This window comes from Alishewanella sp. WH16-1, assembly GCF_001441695.1.
GTDB lineage: Bacteria > Pseudomonadota > Gammaproteobacteria > Enterobacterales > Alteromonadaceae > Alishewanella > Alishewanella agri.
The window spans coordinates 1-18,593 of sequence record NZ_LCWL01000145.1 but is presented as its reverse complement, the minus strand read 5'-3'; the positions used below and the strand labels follow the sequence as shown (position 1 = coordinate 18,593).

Sequence of the window (18,593 nt, the reverse complement as noted above, 5' to 3'; positions counted from 1 at the left end):
TAAGCTCTGACACTTCTTATGTTGTAACAATACAGTCATGCCAGCTTCGTTATGCCACGCCTTAGGCGAATATATAGATGTTTTACTGGATGCGGTTTGTGCTGTGGATCGCGATGGGCATTTTCAGTTTTTAAGCTCTGGTGCAGAGCGGATCTTTGGTTACCCGGCCAGTGAAATGCTGGGTCGGAGTATGCTGGACTTTATCCATCCGGATGATGTTCCTAAGACGCTGGCCGCGGCGCAGGCCATCAATACCGGGCAAATCAAGACCGATTTCGAAAACCGCTACCTACGCAAAGATGGCCAGATTGTACATTTGCTATGGTCAGCACGCTGGTCGGCAGATAAGCAGCAGCGGGTCGCCGTGGCGCGTGATATTACCAGGTTAAAATTGGCGGAGAGCCGCCAGCATGCGCTCTATGCTATTTCCGAGGCGGCTTTTGCTGCCGAGAATTTGCAGGATCTATACCGGCAGCTGTTGCAAATTGTACAGCAGTTAATGCCGATCCAGGCCTGTGTCATTGCCCGCCGCACGGTTGCCGGCAGTATCAATTTAGCTTATCAGTATCTACCTGAGGGGGATACGCAGAGTGCTGCGGAAGCAACCGAGCTTTGTAATCAGCTGTTGCAGGACAGGGGACCAGCCTCATTGCCGCTGATCCGTAAACGTGCAGACCATAATTTATGGTTGGGGGTGCGGCTGATCTCGCACACCAACGTGCTAGGCGCTATGGTGATCTTAGTTTCAGCACAAACTGCCGTATCACATCATGCGGATGCCGATTTACTGGATTTCGTGGCACAGCATATGGCGGTAGCGATTGAGCGGAAAGAGTTGCTGGCGCGGCTGCAACATTCCGCATTGTATGATGAGCTAACCGGCTTACCCAAGCGGGAGCTGTTTTACGATCGTTGCCGGCAAGCCATGGCACAGGCACAGCGGCATCAGTGTCAGTTGGCCATTTGTTATCTCGATCTGGACGGTTTTAAACCGGTGAATGATCAGTTCGGTCATAGCGTTGGTGATGATTTATTACAACAGGTTGCGCAACGCTTAATCCAGAATGTACGTCAGGCCGACACTGTCGCGCGCTTTGGTGGCGATGAGTTTGTGATTTTGTTGAGTGAAGTTGACTCGGCAGAGCAGGCCGCCGTAGCGGCGGAAAAGATCCGTCAGAGTTTTAGCACCTCCTTTCAATTACCGTCGCACAGCCTGACGATCACGGCAAGTATCGGTGTGGTATGTGCTGCAGCGGCGACACTAAACACAGAGCCGTTACTTGCAATGGCCGATCAGGCGATGTATCGCGCCAAGCAACTCGGTGGTAACCGCTGTATTCAGGGCTAAACGGTTTGTAGTTGTTGCCCTAATAGACGGAAATAACCCAGCCATAATTGTCCGAGCTCAGCGGTTAATTGCGGTTCAGGGTAAACCCCTGCGCGGGCAGCAGCAGTTTGCTGGGTGCCCGCTACCAGAAAACTATTTTTCAGTGACTGGCTCTGTAATACTTTCTCGAATGCTCTGGCCGTCATTTCTTCCGGCAAGCTGAAATAAAGTCGCGCTGCGGCTTGGTCCAGACTTCGGCAATGCTGAAAAAAGTCGCTGACATCACAACCATCATCACTAACAAAGAGTTTTGTAAAAGCCTGGTCTAACAAAGCATTGAGGGGATGCGCTTTTATTGGCTGCTGTGTTAGCCAGGTGCGGCTGGCAAATTGACCGGCGCTAACCTCGCCCTGAAACATTTTCTGCGCAATATAATGATCAAAAGCATGCATCCACTCGTGAGCCAGGCTGCCGCCGCCGGCATTTTTGGCCAGCGCCAGGATCCGTCCTTTGGGTTGATAAAATGCGCAAACTCCGGGTTGGCCACCAATACCAAAAGTTAACGCCAGAGTACCGCGCAGTGAAATCACCTCGGCCGGGACTTGCAGCAATTGTTGCAAATCGGCAAAGGCATCAAAGAATAAATTAGCCGCTTGTTGTTGTTCTGCTGCGGTCACCCAGCGACCAATATGAATGCTGTTAAAGCCAAAAATCGTTACCAAATCGGCAAAGCTAACGTCGGCACCACTGCGATGCGGTGGACCATTTCGATAGTATTGGCGTGGGGGGCGGGAAGCGTGCTGCATGCCGCTATAATAGCGAGAGCTTTCAGCTTAGGGCAACAAAAAAGCGGGCCACCATGCTCGGAGTAACACAGCAGCCCGCAGACCTGAAAGGTTAAGCGGTTAAACTATCGAAGATCCGCAAAAAAGTCGGTTGCTGGCGGATAGCTAACGGCATATGTAAGCGCCGTGCCAGCTCCTGCGCATGGATCACGCCACGGATCTGATGGTTATCGCGGTCCACCACCAGACAAAAGGCCTCGCCATTCGATTGCAGGGTATTGACCACGTCGGCGATGGTGCAGTTTTGTAGTTGCTGATAAGCCAGCGCCTTGATGCGCTCACGTGGCCGCATCAGATCCCGTACCTTGATTTCATCACGGCTATTACCCTGAATAACCTGCCGCAATAATGCCTGTTCAGATAGTTGCTCGATATGGATTAGACCGAGCATCCGCTCGTCGGCATCGACTACCAGTTTTAACTGACAGTGTTCCAGCTGCATCATTTGCAGCGCCTGCGTGGCCGAGGTATTGCCCTCGATCATCGTTGGCTGGTTATGTTTGAAGTCACTTAACACGCTTAGCGCCGGTGAATTCAGCGAGGTTTCGGTAAAATCGGTTGGTTGGATTAATTGATCAACAGCATCTAAATTAAATAATGATAAAGTTTTCATAATAGCTTCTCACACTAATAGGCACGCAGAGGCCGCGCCGGAATTAACAAATAAAACGAGCTGATGTTAAGTGCGATTAAACTACGGGTGGTGCGCGGGCGCTATCCGGGCTGCTACGATGTGATAACCAGGGAGTTTGATACAGCGAGTTAAGAGTAGGTAGCAGACTTTGGCCAGGCACTTTTACAGTTGCATTCAGGCTGTCGGGTTCATCTGGCTCCTGCTCATTACTGCTCTTGCTTTGACCCAGATGACTACTTTCAGCATGTAATGCCTGATAAGGACTATCAGCTAACGGCGATAATCTGCTGTCATGGGTAATACCTGCGTCTGTTGTCACCAACAGGCTCAGATAAAACACCGCGATAAACAGATTAAACCAACGCATAGTCTATACGACGACCCTTTTACTACTACTAAAGTGATAATGGCCAGTTTTGCAGCAATTAACAAGAGGGCGAATAAAAAATATTTACCGCCCTAATTCTTACTTAAATCCGAATCAGGCTGATGCGATACTTTGCTGCAGTAAATCCAGTGCCAGCGCTTCGGCTACCTTTATGCCGTCAATGCCGGCAGATAAAATACCGCCAGCATAACCGGCGCCTTCACCGGCGGGGTAGAGGCCGCGCACGTTCAGGCTCTGGAAATCTTTGCCGCGTTTAATACAAATCGGTGATGAGGTGCGGGTTTCCACGCCGGTCAGTAAGCCATCAGCTTTGGCAAAACCTTTAATCTGCTTATCAAAAGCCGGGATGGCTTCGCGGATGGCGGCGATAGCAAAGTCGGGCAATACCGCAGACAGATCGGTAAGCCGGATCCCCGGCGTGTAAGAGGGCTTAACCTCACCTAACTCGGCAGAGGATTTACCCGCAAGAAAATCGCCAATCAGCTGTGCCGGTGCATGGTAGTCGGCCCCGCCTAACTCAAAGGCTGCACGTTCCAGTTTACGTTGTAAATCGATACCAGCCAGCGGGTGGCCCGGATAGTCACGTTCCGGATCAATGCCCACCACTATTGCGCTATTGGCATTACGCTCGTGGCGGGAATACTGACTCATTCCATTGGTCACCACGCCGCCCTCTTCGGACGCAGCAGCAACTACAGTACCGCCCGGGCACATACAGAAACTGTAGACAGTACGGCCATTCTGACAATGATGCACCAGCTTATAATCGGCAGCACCGAGAATAGGGTGGCCGGCATTTGGCCCCCAGCGGCATTCATCAATCAGGGATTGTTCATGCTCAATCCGAAAGCCAACCGAAAAGGGTTTGGCTTCAATATAGACGCCGGCATCGTACAGCATCTGAAAAGTATCGCGGGCACTGTGGCCAACGGCCAGCACCAGATGCCGGCAGGGCAGGTAGTCGCCGTTATGCAGCGTCACCCCTTCCAGTTGCTGGTTATTGATATGCAGCTGATCGACCCGGGTACTAAAGCGAATTTCACCACCCAGCTCGGTGATTTTGGCGCGCATCTTTTCAATCATCGACACCAATTTAAAAGTACCGATATGCGGCTTACTGACATAGAGTATTTCGTCCGGTGCCCCGGCGGCAACGAACTCGGTCAGCACTTTGCGGCCATAGTGTTTCGGATCCTTGACCTGGCTATATAGCTTGCCATCGGAAAAGGTTCCGGCGCCGCCTTCGCCATACTGCACATTGGATTCGGTATTCAAAGCCTGGCCACGCCAAAAACCAAAGGTATCTTTGGTTCTCTCGCGCACGGCTTTACCGCGCTCTAACACTATAGGTTTTAAGCCCATTTCGGCCAGGATCAGTGCGGCAAACAAACCACAGGGACCAAAGCCGACCACGACTGGTCGTTCAGCTGCGGCGGCAGGAATTGGCGCGACATATTTATAACGGGTATCCGGCGCAACCGACACATGCGGATCTTTCTGAAAACGTTTTAGCAGTGCCGCTTCGCCGGCAACGTCCAGATCCAGGGTATAAATCAGTTGAATATCAGATTTTTTACGGGCGTCAATGCCACGTTTAAACACGCTGAAATGGTTTAAATCACTGTCGCTGATGCCCAGTTTGGCCAGAATGGCTGCGCGCAATTCAGCCTGTTCATCTTGATGCTGCAGCGGTAATTTAATTTCGGTTAAACGTAACATAACACTCGAGTCTCAGATTGCGGGCCGGTTTACCGGTAAAGCCAGTATTTTACGCGATCTGACGCCGGCTGTCCGCTTTCCTGTTGTGTTTCACGTTTGCTTCAGTATGATCGCGCAAAATAGCGGAGGAAGTTGCCATGGCCTTTGTGGTAAGTGAGAACTGTATCAAATGTAAATATACCGATTGTGTGGCGGTATGCCCGGTTGATGCGTTCTTTGAAGGGCCAAATTTTCTGGCTATTGACCCGGTGATTTGTATTGATTGCGGTTTATGCGAGCCGGAATGTCCGGCCACGGCGATTTTTCAGGAAGATAAACTGCCGCCAGGTCAGGAAGGCTTTGTCGCGTTAAATGCCGAGCTGGTTAAGCTGTGGCCGAATATCCGTGAAGTCAAAGCGGCACCCGCCGATGCGGATGCCTGGAATGGTGTGGCCGATAAACTCCAGCATCTGGAGTATTAGGGCATCTGCCCGACCTGTTAAACCGTCTGGTTTTACTTGGTTTGTTCCTCAGCATTACCGACTTTGTACATAAAGTACACCGCGTAGAAAATGCACAGGCCAATCACAATGGCCAGGCCGGTAAAAGAAATAAAAATTACCGGGTCGTTTAAAAACTCATGCCATAGGTTCATAGGATTTCCCTCCTGAAGTTGCTTGAGGGAAGTGTAGGCAAGGGCAGCAGGCGCTGATATGACCTGGATCAAAGTTACTCAGCTGGCCGCGGCAAAGCGGGCGGCAGCTTGACGCAGATCAAATAATGCCCGTTGTAGCGCTTCGTTTGTTGCGGCTAACTGCTGGCAGTATAGGCTCAGGTTGTCCGGGTTGCTTGCCAGCTTGAAGCGTAAGTAGTGACACAGCAGTTGCTGCTCCAGCCGTTCTGCCACCAACTCGGTTTGTAAAAGTCCCTGTTTTAGTTCCGTTTGCTGGTTACTATCCAGCGGCAGTTTAGGCAGCTCTCGCCGGCACTGGCGCAATACCTGAGTAATGTGCTGACTTAACGGTGCCAGTTGCTGTAAGCCCTGCGTCAGACTAGCGGCATCCAGCTGCCAGCCCAGCTGCTCGGTATAGCTGAGTAGCAGCAGCAGATTAACATTGGCCTGCCAATTGTCCTGTAACTGCAGGCAAAGCGGCTGCACCTGTGGGTAAAACGCCAGGCTGACTTGCCAGAAGGCGTCGGCATTAAGCTGCTGCACTGTCATTTGCTGCACTGGCCTCTGCTGCATAGATCGCTTTGTCCCTACTGATTTTGCTGCCAGAAAAGTTGGCTTTGTTGTTCCAGCGCCTCTTGCGCCTCAAACCAGCTTTCTTCTACTTGCGCCAGTTCGCTGCTGGCCTGGGTTTGTTCTGTCAGCAGTTTAGTTAGCTGGGCTTTGTTAGCGGCTTCGTAGATGGTTGGCTCAGCCAGTTGTTGCTCCAGGCTGGCCAGCTGAGTTTCCAGTTGTTGCTGCCGTAGCTCCAGCTTGTCAATTTTCAGCTTCAGTGGTCGCAGCACATTACGCAGCTCCGCCTCCAAGCGTTTTTGATCTTTGCGCACTGCAGCACTATTGCTACTGACGGTTTCCGGTGCCGCACTCTGCTGGCTTTGCCGGGCATCTTGTTGCAGCCACTGGTAATAGTCCTGCAAGTCGCCATCGAAGGGTGCGACTTTGCCATTCGCCACTAAATAAAATTCGTCAGTGGTGCTGGTCAGCAAGTGGCGGTCGTGCGAAACCACTACTATGGCACCGGCAAAATCCTGTAGCGCCATTACGATGGCTTCGCGCATTTCCAGATCCAAATGGTTAGTCGGTTCGTCCAGCAAAAGCAAATTCGGGCGCTGATACACCAATAACGCCAGCACCAGGCGTGCCTTTTCGCCGCCGGAGAAAGGCGCACAGGGTTCCAGCGCTTTGTCGCCGTGAAAACCAAAACCACCAAGAAAATCACGTAGCTTCTGCTCAGGAACCTGCGGGTCCAGTCGTACCAGATGCTGCAGTGGCGAATCTTGCGGTCTGAGGGTTTCCAGTTGGTGCTGGGCAAAATAACCAAGACTAACGCCACTGGCATACCAGAGTTCACCAGCCAGTGGCGGTAGCTCACCACTGAGTAATTTGATTAGTGTGGATTTACCGGCGCCATTACGCCCGAGTAAGCCGATACGACTACCTGGCAGCAACTGAAAGTTAATATTGCTTAGAATGGGCTTGCCGCTGTAGCCGGCCTGGACCTGTTCCAGTTTTAACAGTGGGTTGGGTAAGGCCCGTGGCTCGCGGAAACTGAAGTTAAACGGCGAATCAACGTGCGCCGGTGCCAGTATGGTCATCCGCTCCAACGCTTTAATCCGGCTCTGTGCCTGCCGGGCTTTGGTGGCCTGGGCTTTAAAGCGGTCGATAAATTGTTGCAAGTGCGCCACTTGGCGCTGTTGCTTTTCAAAGTTCGCCTGGTGTTGCGCCAGTTGTTCTGCGCGCTGGCGCTCGAACTGGCTATAATTGCCTTTATACAGCGTCAGACACTGGCGTTCGATATGCACAGTATTGTCGGTCACTGCATCAAGAAAATCCCGATCATGGCTAATCAGCAGTAAGGTGCCCGGATAGTTACTGAGGTACTTTTCCAGCCAGAGTACCGCATCCAGATCCAGGTGGTTGGTTGGCTCATCGAGCAGTAACAGCTCGGCTTTTTGCATCAGCGCCCGTGCCAGGTTCATCCGCATCCGCCAGCCACCGGAAAACGACTTCACGGTCTGTTGCTGCATCTCGCCACTAAATCCCAAACCCGCCAGCAGGGTACCGGCCTTGGCTTCGGCACGGTAGCCATCCAGCGCTTCAATTTGCTGATGTACCGCTGCCAGATCGCTGTCGCTGCATTGACTGCGGGCTTTTAGCAGCAAGGGATAGAGTTCAGGCTCGCCTTGTAACACATAATCCAGGGCGGAACAGTCCAGGGCCGGCGTTTCCTGGGCCACTGTTGCGATCACCCAGGCAGCAGGAATGCTGACATTACCGGCATCGGCATGTAATTTACCTTGCAGCAGCGCAAATAAGCTGGATTTACCACAACCGTTGGCGCCGACAATTCCCACCTTTTGCCCCGGAAATACGGTAAGATCGGCCCCTGTAAACAGTGCCTGGATACCGCGTCTTAATTCTACCTGCTGAAGCTGGATCATGTTTTACCTTGTACCAGTGAACTAAGTCGGCGATTTTACGCTATATCCGGCTGAAACTAAAATTTCGTCCGGCTTTTTGTGCCCGTTGGAGCCTGTATGACCACCCGTAAGAAAAAGCGTTTTATCGCTGGCGCGACCTGCCCACAGTGTAAAGCCACCGATACCATGAGTTTGTTTATTGAAAACAATGTTGAGAAGGTGGAATGTGTGGCCTGTGGGCATCAGATGGCGCAGCCAGAGCAGCAAGTGGTGCAATCGACCCGCGAGAAGGAATTGGTGATTGGGGTCTTTAAGCCAGAATAGGCCAGCACTGTTGCTGGCTTGATCGGAGTGGCCTTAATAGTGCGGCGGTGGCGGTTCTTCTTCCGGTCGCAAAATACCGCTGTCTTCCGGTAATTGTTGTAACTTTTGCGCCATCAGCAGAATTTGCCGTTGCAGTTGCTCAATCTTGCGTTGATGAGCCAGCAGCTCCTCGTGCAGGCTGTGCATTGTATCTTCCTGAAAAGCAATTTTGCTTTCCAGCTCAATCAAATGTAGTTCTATTGCTGAGGGTTGCTCAGTCATAACGGATTTCCCATACTTCAGCCAGGCCACTGGAGCTTTCGCTAATTATACGGTTTTCATCCAGAAAAGCGACGGCATGTACCACTGCACTGGGTGGGCGACTGCCAACTCTGGGGGAAACCCGCCAGCGTTGCAGCTCCCGGCCACTTTGTACATCCCAGAGTACCAGGTTGCGGGTTGGGGCGCCGGTGAGTAAAAAGCGGCCATCCTGACTGAAACGCACAGCACTAAAAATTTGTTGTCTGGCCAGCATTTGCAAGGAGCTCACCCGTTGCCCGCTTTGAATATCCCAGATTTGCGCTAATTGCTGACTATCAGCGGTAAACGCATAACGGCCCTGTGGGTCAAAGGCGACTTTGGTCACCCGGCTTGGATGCGGGAAACTATATAGGATTTGTGCGGTCTGAGTGTCCCAGAGGTACGCCTGATAATCATTGCTACCGGTCAGGGCATAGCGGCCATTCGGTGATAAGGCGACACTGTTAATACGCTCGCTGTGCCCCAGAAAGTCCAGGCGCCGGCCGCTGCTAAGCGTAATATGTTGTACCACGTTATCGCTGCGTCCAACCAGAATATGGGCGCCGTTATTAGACAGGGCAATATCGCGGATACTGCTGTTATCGGTTTGCCAATAGCCGACGTTCTGGCCATCGGCGGTGCGCCACAGGGCAAAGGTACTGTGATCGGCGGTTACAACATGACTGTTGTCGTCACTAATGGCCAGCGTAAAGACCAGATTATCGCTACTGTCCTGATGCCGCCATTGATAGAGCAGGGCATTGTTTTGCAGATCCCACAGCGCAACCCCATCCTGAATGGATGAAACAGCAGCGTAGCGGGCATCGGCTGAGATGGCTGCTGCATAACTGCCCGGTGCCACATGTGGCCAGCTGGAAACCGGTTGCGTTTCCGGCTTGTTGCAGGCGGTCAGCAACAGGCCACCGAGCAGCAAAAGTACAGGATATTTCATGACAGGTGTTAACCTCATCCACACAAAGCGTTAGTATAGCTAAGCGAGCTAACCTTTATTAAAACATACTTTCGCAGTCTTAAGGCTGCACTATGGAGAAAAGAATGCGCTTAAAAACCAAATTTACCCTGATCGCGGTCGCTTTGCTGACCCTGACAGCCTGTCAAAAAGAAGAAAAGGCCGCACCAGCACCGGTATTAGAAACTGAACAGGCGAAACAAGCCTATAGTCTGGGTGTGTCAGCAGGTCGTTATTTACAAAGCACTGTTGATGAATACGGTAAAATTGCGGTTGACTTAAACGCTGAGCTGATTTTACGTGGTGTGCAGGACGGCATGGCCGGTAAGTCGGAAGTGTCTGAAGAAGATATTCAGCAGTTACTGTCCGCGTTAGATGAAACCTACCGTACTGAGCAAGCTAAGCTGGCAGAAGCCGCAGCGGCTTCTGCCAAGGCTGCTGGTCAGGCTTATCTGGATGAAAACGCCAAGAAAGAAGGTGTTTCAGTGACGGAATCGGGTCTGCAGTATGAAGTACTGCAAGCGGCAGAAGGTGCTAAACCTGCTGCCACTGATACCGTAAAAGTGCACTACACCGGTACCCTGACTGATGGCACTAAGTTTGATAGCTCTGTCGATCGTGGCGAACCGGTTGAGTTCCCGTTAAACCGCGTGATCCCAGGCTGGACTGAAGGTGTACAGCTGATGAACGTTGGCTCGAAATTCCGCTTCACTATCCCATCAGAGCTGGCCTATGGCGAACGTGATATGGGCACCATTCCGCCAAACAGCGTACTGGTGTTCGAAGTTGAGCTGTTAGATATTATTAAAGCTGAGTAATCAGTTGTTTAAGCAAAAAAAGCGGCAAGTTGCCGCTTTTTTTATTGGTAATTTTGCCCCGAATTTTGCAGAGCGGGATCTCTACTCAGGCGATGGTTTGGGTGGATTGATGTTTAGCGTGTAAGGTATCGATTAACTTATCCTCCAACGCAAACCGTTCTTCCAGGGCTTGCCCCAGTGCCGAAAGCTCTAAATCAAAGGAACCGCTTCTGCGGGTGCTCAGATGATCGGCATATTTGTCGTTAAACTCCAGTGCTAAGTCAGTAGAGACCGAAATTTTCGGATAAAGCGAGTCGGCAAGTTTGCGACTGTCGGTACCGTTTACCGCACATTGGGCTACGATTTGCTCGTACACCTCAAAGTGGCCTGCCGATAAATAATCCATCAGTAACTGACAGAACTCTTTAATTTTGTCCTGCGAGGGCATGGTATGGCGATCCTTTTCGAAGGGCGGTAATCCCGCCAGACGGCAATAACAAACAATCAGCTCGCGTCTCTCCTGCAACCAATTGTCTATCGCATTCAGGCTGCCGCCCCACTTCTGTTGCGCTTGCTGTACGCGGGTGTACATTTGCCTCTCCTTAGATGCAGTAACTTTGCTGCAATACTGCTAATTAAAAGAATTTCCAACAAAAGATCAACCGTTTTTTTATTGGTCAGCTCAGCGGTGCAGAGTATGATGCTGCCATTCTTGCTAAAACCTCCGCATTAAAACAGAGGCTGTAATGATTGAACATAGTGTAAAAGTATCATCCGGGCAGTTGGCTTACTGGTTTATTGTTAGTCAGGGTCGGTTATTTCTGACCACAGATGGCACTGTACCCTTTGCGGAGCTGGCAGCTCTGCCGTTGCAGCTGGCAGACGCGATGATCTGTAAACTGGGCGAATACCAGCTGCAGCCATGTTATCTGGTGGTTTATGACGACCGGCCGCCGAATGAAGCAGATTGGCATTCCGCCCGCGCCTTATTGGAACAGGGCGAAGCGCTGTTTCAGCTTGCTGCCCGGGCGACCCAGGTCGCGTTGTTTTTGCAAACACACCGTTTTTGCGGTCAGTGTGGCAGTGCGATGCGTCTGGTTAACTGGGAGCTGGCAACGCTTTGTCACCGCTGTGGCCACCGCTGTTACCCTCGTATCGCCCCCTGTGTCTTAGTCGCCGTAGTAAAAGACGAGCAGATTTTGCTGGCGCGCTCCACCCGCCACAAAGCCGGCTTTTTTTCGGTGCTGGCGGGTTTTGTCGAGTCGGCCGAAACTCTGGAGCAGGCAGCAGTAAGGGAAGTAAAAGAAGAAGTGGGGATCGATATCACCAATTTGCACTATGTCGGCAGTCAGCCGTGGCCTTTTCCCCATTCTTTAATGACCGGCTTTTTGGCTGATTATGCCGGCGGAGAGATCCAGTGCCAGCCAGAGGAAATAGCTGAGGCCTACTGGTGTCCGCTTGACCAGTTACCAGAAACGCCAGGCTTGCAAACCCTATCCGGGCAGTTGATTGCGTTGGCGCAAGCGAAATGCCTGGCGAAAAACTGAAAATAAAAAAGCCACTCAAGGTGGCTTCAAATTGGAGCTTTAGGTCTCGTAGATCGAGCTTCTTCGTTGTTAGAACTTCACTAGCGCAATAGTGTTATAACAGATGCGTTTTACTGACACAAGGGTGAAATTGAAAAAAATGAACCTAAGCTGAATATTTTTTGCAGTTGACGTAAAGGTAAAGCGTGCGGCTTTTAGCGCCAGATCATAGAGCTGCTGCCCGCAAGCTGTTAGAATGCGACAAAAGGTGTTATGGCGGATAAATTATGCAACTAAAAAATGATCGTTACCTGCGGGCGTTACTGCGGCAGCCGGTTGATAGAACCCCAATTTGGATGATGCGGCAAGCCGGACGTTATTTACCAGAGTATCGTGCCACCCGTGCTCAGGCCGGTGATTTTATGTCACTTTGCAAGAATCCGGAATTAGCCTGTGAAGTGACGTTGCAACCCTTGCGCCGTTACCCGTTAGATGCTGCCATTTTATTTAGCGATATTCTGACCATCCCTGACGCCATGGGCTTGGGTTTAAGCTTTGGTGTCGGCGAAGGCCCTAAATTTAGTAAGCCGATCCGCGATTTTATGGATGTTGTACATTTACCCATTCCGGATCCGGAACAGGAGCTGCGTTACGTAATGGACGCAGTCCGTACTATCCGTCGTGAGTTGCAGGGTAGTGTGCCGTTAATTGGCTTTTCAGGTAGTCCCTGGACGCTAGCGACCTATATGGTTGAGGGTAGTGGTAGTAAAACCTTTAGTATCATCAAGAAGATGATGTACAGCGAGCCAGAAGTGCTACATATGCTGCTGGATAAGCTGGCGCAAAGCGTGACCCTGTATCTGAATGCGCAAATTGCAGCCGGCGCTCAGGCCGTGATGATCTTTGATACCTGGGGTGGGGTGCTGACCCCGCGCGATTACCAAGAATATTCGCTCAGTTATATGCAACAAATTTTGAACGGTTTAACCCGTGAAGCGGATGGCCGTAGAGTGCCGGTGACTTTATTCACCAAAAACGGTGGCCAGTGGCTGGAAATGATGGCTGCAACAGGCTGTGATGCCTTAGGTTTAGACTGGACGACTGATATCGCCAATGCCCGTGCCCGCGTAGGGCATCAGGTGGCGTTACAGGGTAATATGGACCCTTCGATCCTACTCGGTACACCTGAGCGGATCCGTCAGGAAGTGCAAACTATTCTGGATGGCTTTGGCCAGGGTTCAGGTCATATCTTTAATCTGGGACATGGCATTACACCGGATGTTGATCCTGAGCATGCCGGGATCTTTATCGAGGCGGTGCAGGACCTTAGTCCGATGTACCATATGAATGCAGAGATCGCCGAGTAAGTTTTAGGTGAAGCTGATAGCGCAGTAGTGAGCTACTGCGCTAAGACTCAGAACATCAGAACAAGCGGTTTAACCCGTTGAGCGCTGCAACCCGATAAGCCTCGGCCATCGTTGGGTAGTTAAAGGTGGTATGCACAAAGTAATTCAGATTATTACCACCGTTCTTTTGCATCATAATGGCCTGGCCGATATGGATAATCTCCGCCGCCCGCTCCCCAAAACAATGAATCCCCAGAATTTCTAATGTATCGCGGTGAAATAACACTTTCAGGCTGCCGGCGCTGGTATTGGCGATTTGCGCTCTGGCCAAATGCTTAAATTGCGCCCGGCCGACCTCGTAAGGTATTTTGGCGGCGGTGAGTTCCTGCTCGGTTTTGCCGACTGAGGACATCTCCGGAATGGTGTAAATACCAGTCGGAATATCGGCAATCAAATGCCCGTCCAGATTGCCTTTAACAATAGCCTCTCCCGCTAACCGGCCCTGGTCATAGGCAGCGCTGGCCAGACTGGGATAACCAATTACATCACCGACGGCATAGATATTATCAACCGCTGTCTGATACTCACTATTTACTTTTAACAGGCCGCGACTATCAGCCGCCAGACCTACCGCCTCCAGATTCAGCATTTCAGTATTGCCGGTGCGGCCGTTAGCGAACAGGAAGCAGTCAGCTTTCATCCGTTTACCCGATTGCAGGTGTAAAACTACGCCATCATCACGGCCTTCAACATGCGACAGTTCTTCACCGTGGCGGATGGTCATGCCGGAATTCCAGAAGTGATAACTCAGCGCATCTGAAATTTCGGTGTCCATAAATGACAGGAGGCGATCACGGGTATTGACCAGATCGACCCGTACGCCAAGACCTCTGAAAATCGACGCATATTCACAGCCGATAACCCCGGCACCAAAAATAATAATATGCCGCGGGTCGTGATCCAGTGACAAAATAGTATCGCTGTCATAAATACGCGGATGATTAAAATCAACTTGCGGTGGCCGGTACGGGCGGGATCCGGTTGCAATGACGATAGTCTCAGCGCTAAGTGTGTAGCTACTGCCATCGGTATGGGTGATTTCGAGGGTATGATTATCTATAAAACGCGCTTCGCCCTGATAAATCTTTACCAGATTACGATCATAAAAGCCGCTGCGCAGCCGCACTTGCTTGCGAATTACCCCGGCCGCATGCTTCAGGATCTGTGAAAAGGTTAACCCTTTCATCTGCTCTTCGACCTGAAATAGCGGGTTTTCGTTAAATTCAATTAAGCGGCTGACCGAGTGCCGTAATGCCTTAGACGGAATGGTACCCCAATGGGTACAGCCGCCACCCACCGCCTGGTAGCGCTCGATAGCCGCAACGCGTTTGCCGCTTTTTGCCAGATACATAGCAGCCCCTTCACCGCCGGGGCCGGTACCTATTACAATGGCGTCATAATCATAACTGGGTTGTTTTTTCGATGCTTTTACTGACACGCTAGCCAATCCTGTCAAATTCCTAATGGAAATTAGCATAACAGTTATCGAACACAAAAAAAGAGGCGTTAGCCTCTTTTTTCCGGAACAAGCGCTCGCTTAACTAAAGGCTGCGGTCAGGCGTTGCCAATGGTTTTGTTGCTGTTGTAAGTGCAGCTTCAATTCCTGATAACGCTGCATAAACTCTGACGCATGATACTGATCAACCAGGGCATTACGTTTTTGCTGTAACAGCTCTTTTTTAAGTTGATAATAATCCTGAATTTTTGCCACTAACAGCTGATATTCCTGCTCCAGCAAGGCGAGCAGTTGTTCGGCGTTTGGCAGATGGCGGGCTTTATCCTTGGCGCGCTTTAGTTGCATTTTCGCTACTGCCTGGGCAATCCGATCTTCCGGTACTGTTCGCAAATTGCCGGTTAATTTCAGGTATGAGCAAGTCTTAATCAGCCATTTGGTGGGATCAAACTGCCACCAGCGAATACCGTTACGGTAATCATATTCAAAAATATGATGATAGTTATGATAACCCTCGCCATAGGTCAGAAAGGCTAAAAAACCGTTATCCCGGGCACTGTTTTCATCGGTATAGGTCTGCTTACCCCAGATATGCGCCAGTGAGTTGATAAAAAACGTAAAGTGGTGACTCAATACCAGACGTAATACGCCAACACTCAGTAACATACCCCAGATATTGCCAACCAGCAGGCCCAGCAACAGTGGAATACCGATATTAGTCAAGAGTACCAGTACTAAGTAATGTTTATGTTGAAAAGCCAGGATTGGGTTCTTTTGCAAATCGCGCACATTACTATAGTCAAAATAGCTCTCACCCTGGTAGTCACGTAACATCCAGCCGATATGGCTATACCAGAAGCCGCGGCCGGCAGAGTAAGGATCCTTTTCATTATTATCGACATGACGGTGATGGACCCGGTGATCAGATGACCAATGAATAGCGCTGTTCTGCAGCGCAAAGGCACCGCCGATAGCGAAAATCCATTGCAAAACTGGGTGAGCATCATAAGTTTTATGTGCCCATAGCCGGTGATAACCTGCCGTAATCGAAATACCGCAATAACCCATACAGAGGATAGTGGCGATAATTTCTGCTGCGGTAAAGCCAACTGTCAGGGCATAATAGGGTACGGCAATAGCCGCAACCAGAAAAGTCAGGCTGAACAGGATAACGTTTGTCCAGATGATTGGATGTTTTTTCATGAATTCACACTTTGAGCTTACAACTGTACGCCAATTTACCGAGCTGCTAACGGCTGGTCAAGGTAAATCGGCTGAACAGCAGTAAGAAAGGGATGCATAGTGACCAGAGCAGAACAGAAAGAGCGCACCCGGCAGGCGATTATTAATGCTGCCTTTTCACAGCTTAGCGCCGAAAAAGGCTTTGCCAGTCTAAGTTTGCGTGAAGTTGCGCGCGAAGCAGGGATAGCCCCGACATCATTTTACCGTCATTTTGCTGATATGGATGAACTGGGGCTGACGCTGGTTGATGAGGCCGGTCTGATGTTGCGACAACTGATGCGGCAGGCGCGGCTGCGCATAGAAAAACATGGCAGTGTGATCAGTACCTCAGTTGAAACCTTTATGGAGTTTGTCGCTGAAAACAGTAACGTGTTCCGTTTATTGTTGCGTGAACGCTCTGGTACCTCAGCTGCCTTTCGAGGTGCTGTTGCGCGGGAGATTCAGCATTTTTGTGCTGAGCTGGCGCATTATCTGCGCAAACAGACTCAATGTCCGCTAGAGCATGCGCAATTACAGGCCGAAGCCATGGTAACACTGGTGTTCCACACCGGCGCTGATGCCTTGGATGCACCGCGAGAACTCTATCCGCAGTTGACGAAAAGGACCATTACCCAGCTGCGCTGGCTGGCGCATGGCGCAGCGAGTTATGGACGCAAGCAACCGGATTAGATTTTGGTCAGCAATACACCGGTTTCAATATGATGGGTGTAAGGAAACTGATCAAATAATGCCAGCCTGCTGATGGAATGAGTGTTGCTCAGTTCCATCAGGTTGGCAGCAAGCGTTTCCGGATTGCAAGAAACATAAATAATCGATTGGAAACGGCTGACTAACTCCAGCGTGGCTGGATCTAAACCTGCCCGTGGTGGATCAACCAGTACGGTATTAAGTTGCAAAGTCGAGAGGTCGAGATCTTTTAGCTTGCTGCCTTGCTGCAAAGCCGCAGCAACATCTTCAGCAGACATTTGCAGTACTTGCACATTCTCTATGTTATTCAGCGCAATATTGTACTTTGCTGATTGAATAGAGCTGCGCGCCAGTTCGGTAGCAACAACTTGTCCGAATTGGCTGGCTAATGCCAAAGAGAAATTACCGTTACCACAATAAAGCTCTAATAAGTCACCCGATAAACCCCGGGCACAATCTGCTGCCCAGTTGAGCATTTGTTGATTCACGCCAGCATTAGGCTGAGTAAAACTGCCTTCAAGTTGTTGGTAGTGCAGAGTAGTATTTGCCACCGTAAATCGCTCGGTTACAAAGTCATCCGTCACCACCAACTTTTGTTTCCTGGCGCGGCCAATAAAGCGCACGTTATACAGAGGTGACAATTCTTGCTGAAGTTGCTGAGCTGCTGTTAGCCATTGCTCATCCAGTTTGCGCTTATAAATAAGACTGACCAGGAGCTCGCCGCTGGTGGTTGCCAGATAATCGGCCTGATAAAGCCGGTAACGCAATTCATGATTAAACTGGATAGCCTTTAATAAAACCGGCATAAAGTTAGCAATCGGTTTCGTTGCTACCGGAAACGAGTCTATCCGAACAGGCTGCCTCGTTGCCGGATCAAACATGCAGTGATAAAGATCGTCACCGTTATGCCAAATTCGAAATTCGGCCCGTTGTCTGAAATGCGAATCGGCAGAACGATAAAGCTGTAATGTCGGTAAGGGCAAAGCTTGTAATAACTGTTGCAACCTAATTGCTTTATCGGCAAGTTGCTGTTCATATTGTGCGGGAAATACCTGACCTAACGACATTCGACTCTCAGTATGCAAGAAAAAAGCGCTATTTTAAGCGCTTTTTACCGTAGAGCCAAATTTAACCACCGACACTATGCCGGCGTTAAACCTCAATTACTCGTCATTGGAATTATCTTCATCCTGACGCTCACGAGCTTCACGCACTTTTAATGTGCGTTCCTGAAATTCGAAATCATTGAGCTTGGTAATCATTTGATTGGCGTCTGCTGCGGCGACTTCGACAAAGCCAAAACCCCGACGACGTCCAGTCTGGCGATCCTTCATCAGTCGCACATTGACCACAGTACCGTAACGACTGAATAGTGCTTTTACAGCATCTTCATTGGCGCGATAGGGCAGATTTCCCACATATAAGGTTGCAGTCTCACCGCTAAAGTCGTTGTTGGGGATTTCCTGAGTAGAAATTTCAGCGCTAACAGCCGGGCCTTTTACATCGACCAGAATAGGCACCAGAATGCCACATGTAAGAACGCCAGCAATAAATGCCCAGCCAGACGACAAGGGTAAGGTCACGGCAAAGTTAAAAACTAAAAAAGCGATAACAGCAAGTGCCAGTGTATAAGGAAGGGATGCGCGTAACATAGATGACATAATGAATTCCTGCAGCTTAGTTGAAAAATGATTCTTGTTATATAAAGCCACTCTATCTTAACGACTATTTTCTGAACAGCCAACAAGTAATATCAGTTGTTTTAATATGCTACGGCTATAAAAATAACCAAAATGAGGCTTTAATAAGCAAACAGTGCTGTAATCAATTTTTTTTATAAATATCCGCTTGCAGCCTCGTTAAAACT

21 protein-coding genes are annotated in these 18,593 nt (G+C 50.2%); 7 read left to right on the top strand and 14 right to left on the bottom strand.

The genetic code is table 11. The features are described 5' to 3' along the window. Positions 1 to 37: 37 nt before the first annotated feature. A complete protein-coding gene (locus tag AAY72_RS15060) occupies positions 38 to 1,348 on the top strand; it encodes a bifunctional diguanylate cyclase/phosphodiesterase (protein WP_057788620.1) in 1,311 nt (436 codons plus the stop codon). Here AAY72_RS15060 and AAY72_RS15055 read toward each other — a convergent pair. The 4 genes from AAY72_RS15055 to AAY72_RS15040 all read right to left on the bottom strand — a co-directional run bounded on the left by AAY72_RS15055 (position 1,345) and on the right by AAY72_RS15040 (position 4,913). After that, positions 1,345 to 2,133, bottom strand: a complete 789-nt coding sequence (locus tag AAY72_RS15055) for a CLCA_X family protein (RefSeq protein WP_057788618.1) — start codon at positions 2,131 to 2,133, stop codon at positions 1,345 to 1,347. The two genes, AAY72_RS15060 and AAY72_RS15055, sit on opposite strands and share 4 nt — an antisense overlap. A 91-nt stretch (positions 2,134 to 2,224) precedes the next feature. Then, positions 2,225 to 2,785 carry a CBS domain-containing protein gene (locus AAY72_RS15050; protein WP_008985199.1) on the bottom strand — a complete coding sequence of 187 codons (561 nt, stop codon included), beginning with the start codon at positions 2,783 to 2,785 and terminating at the stop codon, positions 2,225 to 2,227. A 76-nt stretch (positions 2,786 to 2,861) separates the two neighbouring features. After that, a complete protein-coding gene (locus AAY72_RS15045; RefSeq protein ID WP_008985200.1) occupies positions 2,862 to 3,173 on the bottom strand; it encodes a hypothetical protein in 312 nt (103 codons plus the stop codon). Positions 3,174 to 3,287: 114 nt separating this feature from the next. Continuing rightward, positions 3,288 to 4,913, bottom strand: a complete 1,626-nt coding sequence (locus AAY72_RS15040) for an NAD(P)/FAD-dependent oxidoreductase (RefSeq protein WP_057788616.1) — start codon at positions 4,911 to 4,913, stop codon at positions 3,288 to 3,290. Positions 4,914 to 5,050: 137 nt separating this feature from the next. Here AAY72_RS15040 and fdxA point away from each other — a divergent pair, with 137 nt between their 5' ends. Beyond that, the gene (gene fdxA, locus AAY72_RS15035; RefSeq protein WP_057788614.1) at positions 5,051 to 5,374 is read left to right on the top strand and encodes a ferredoxin FdxA; all 324 of its coding nucleotides are present in this window, start codon (positions 5,051 to 5,053) and stop codon (positions 5,372 to 5,374) included. Between the two features lie 32 nt (positions 5,375 to 5,406). Here fdxA and AAY72_RS16785 read toward each other — a convergent pair whose 3' ends face one another. From AAY72_RS16785 to AAY72_RS15025, 3 genes are all read right to left on the bottom strand, one after another. Next, positions 5,407 to 5,547, bottom strand: a complete 141-nt coding sequence (locus tag AAY72_RS16785) for a DUF3149 domain-containing protein (RefSeq protein WP_141686150.1) — start codon at positions 5,545 to 5,547, stop codon at positions 5,407 to 5,409. A gap of 78 nt (positions 5,548 to 5,625) precedes the next feature. After that, the gene (locus tag AAY72_RS15030; RefSeq protein WP_057788612.1) at positions 5,626 to 6,138 is read right to left on the bottom strand and encodes a TIGR02444 family protein; all 513 of its coding nucleotides are present in this window, start codon (positions 6,136 to 6,138) and stop codon (positions 5,626 to 5,628) included. A gap of 14 nt (positions 6,139 to 6,152) precedes the next feature. After that, entirely contained in the window at positions 6,153 to 8,063 is a 1,911-nt protein-coding gene (locus AAY72_RS15025; RefSeq protein WP_057788610.1) for an ATP-binding cassette domain-containing protein, read from the bottom strand. Positions 8,064 to 8,159: 96 nt separating this feature from the next. Between AAY72_RS15025 and AAY72_RS15020 the strand changes: the two genes are divergently transcribed. Further along, on the top strand, positions 8,160 to 8,366 hold the full coding sequence (locus AAY72_RS15020; protein ID WP_057788608.1) for a YheV family putative zinc ribbon protein: 207 nt from the start codon (positions 8,160 to 8,162) through the stop codon (positions 8,364 to 8,366). Between the two features lie 33 nt (positions 8,367 to 8,399). On the opposite strand, the gene AAY72_RS15015 is transcribed toward AAY72_RS15020, so the two are convergent. Both AAY72_RS15015 and AAY72_RS15010 read right to left on the bottom strand, forming a co-directional pair. After that, positions 8,400 to 8,627, bottom strand: coding sequence for a SlyX family protein (locus tag AAY72_RS15015; protein ID WP_008950776.1), 228 nt, complete (start codon positions 8,625 to 8,627; stop codon positions 8,400 to 8,402). Beyond that, complete coding sequence (locus AAY72_RS15010) at positions 8,620 to 9,597, bottom strand: WD40 repeat domain-containing protein (protein WP_057788606.1); 978 nt, start codon at positions 9,595 to 9,597, stop codon at positions 8,620 to 8,622. The genes AAY72_RS15015 and AAY72_RS15010 overlap by 8 nt, the downstream gene beginning before the upstream one ends. A 104-nt stretch (positions 9,598 to 9,701) precedes the next feature. Here AAY72_RS15010 and fkpA point away from each other — a divergent pair, with 104 nt between their 5' ends. After that, positions 9,702 to 10,433, top strand: coding sequence for an FKBP-type peptidyl-prolyl cis-trans isomerase (gene fkpA / locus AAY72_RS15005; protein WP_057788604.1), 732 nt, complete (start codon positions 9,702 to 9,704; stop codon positions 10,431 to 10,433). 85 nt (positions 10,434 to 10,518) lie between these two features. Here the strand turns inward: fkpA and AAY72_RS15000 are convergent, their stop codons facing one another. Further along, a complete protein-coding gene (locus AAY72_RS15000; protein WP_057788603.1) occupies positions 10,519 to 11,004 on the bottom strand; it encodes an Rsd/AlgQ family anti-sigma factor in 486 nt (161 codons plus the stop codon). A gap of 154 nt (positions 11,005 to 11,158) precedes the next feature. On the opposite strand from AAY72_RS15000, the gene nudC reads away from it, so the two are divergent. Both nudC and hemE read left to right on the top strand, forming a co-directional pair. After that, the gene (gene nudC, locus AAY72_RS14995) at positions 11,159 to 11,959 is read left to right on the top strand and encodes an NAD(+) diphosphatase (RefSeq protein WP_057788601.1); all 801 of its coding nucleotides are present in this window, start codon (positions 11,159 to 11,161) and stop codon (positions 11,957 to 11,959) included. A gap of 266 nt (positions 11,960 to 12,225) precedes the next feature. Beyond that, complete coding sequence (hemE, locus tag AAY72_RS14990; RefSeq protein WP_008985210.1) at positions 12,226 to 13,305, top strand: uroporphyrinogen decarboxylase; 1,080 nt, start codon at positions 12,226 to 12,228, stop codon at positions 13,303 to 13,305. A gap of 55 nt (positions 13,306 to 13,360) precedes the next feature. Here hemE and sthA read toward each other — a convergent pair whose 3' ends face one another. Next, positions 13,361 to 14,821: a Si-specific NAD(P)(+) transhydrogenase gene (gene sthA / locus AAY72_RS14985; protein WP_193353437.1), complete on the bottom strand. Its 1,461-nt coding sequence runs from the start codon at positions 14,819 to 14,821 to the stop codon at positions 13,361 to 13,363. A gap of 60 nt (positions 14,822 to 14,881) precedes the next feature. Continuing rightward, positions 14,882 to 16,000 carry a fatty acid desaturase gene (locus AAY72_RS14980; RefSeq protein WP_008985212.1) on the bottom strand — a complete coding sequence of 373 codons (1,119 nt, stop codon included), beginning with the start codon at positions 15,998 to 16,000 and terminating at the stop codon, positions 14,882 to 14,884. Between the two features lie 99 nt (positions 16,001 to 16,099). Here AAY72_RS14980 and fabR point away from each other — a divergent pair, with 99 nt between their 5' ends. Further along, on the top strand, positions 16,100 to 16,708 hold the full coding sequence (fabR, locus tag AAY72_RS14975; RefSeq protein WP_008985213.1) for an HTH-type transcriptional repressor FabR: 609 nt from the start codon (positions 16,100 to 16,102) through the stop codon (positions 16,706 to 16,708). Here the strand turns inward: fabR and trmA are convergent. Next, positions 16,705 to 17,793 carry a tRNA (uridine(54)-C5)-methyltransferase TrmA gene (trmA, locus tag AAY72_RS14970; protein ID WP_008985214.1) on the bottom strand — a complete coding sequence of 363 codons (1,089 nt, stop codon included), beginning with the start codon at positions 17,791 to 17,793 and terminating at the stop codon, positions 16,705 to 16,707. The two genes, fabR and trmA, sit on opposite strands and share 4 nt — an antisense overlap. A gap of 96 nt (positions 17,794 to 17,889) precedes the next feature. Further along, entirely contained in the window at positions 17,890 to 18,387 is a 498-nt protein-coding gene (locus AAY72_RS14965) for an RNA-binding protein (RefSeq protein WP_008985215.1), read from the bottom strand. Between the last annotated feature and the right edge of the window lie 206 nt (positions 18,388 to 18,593).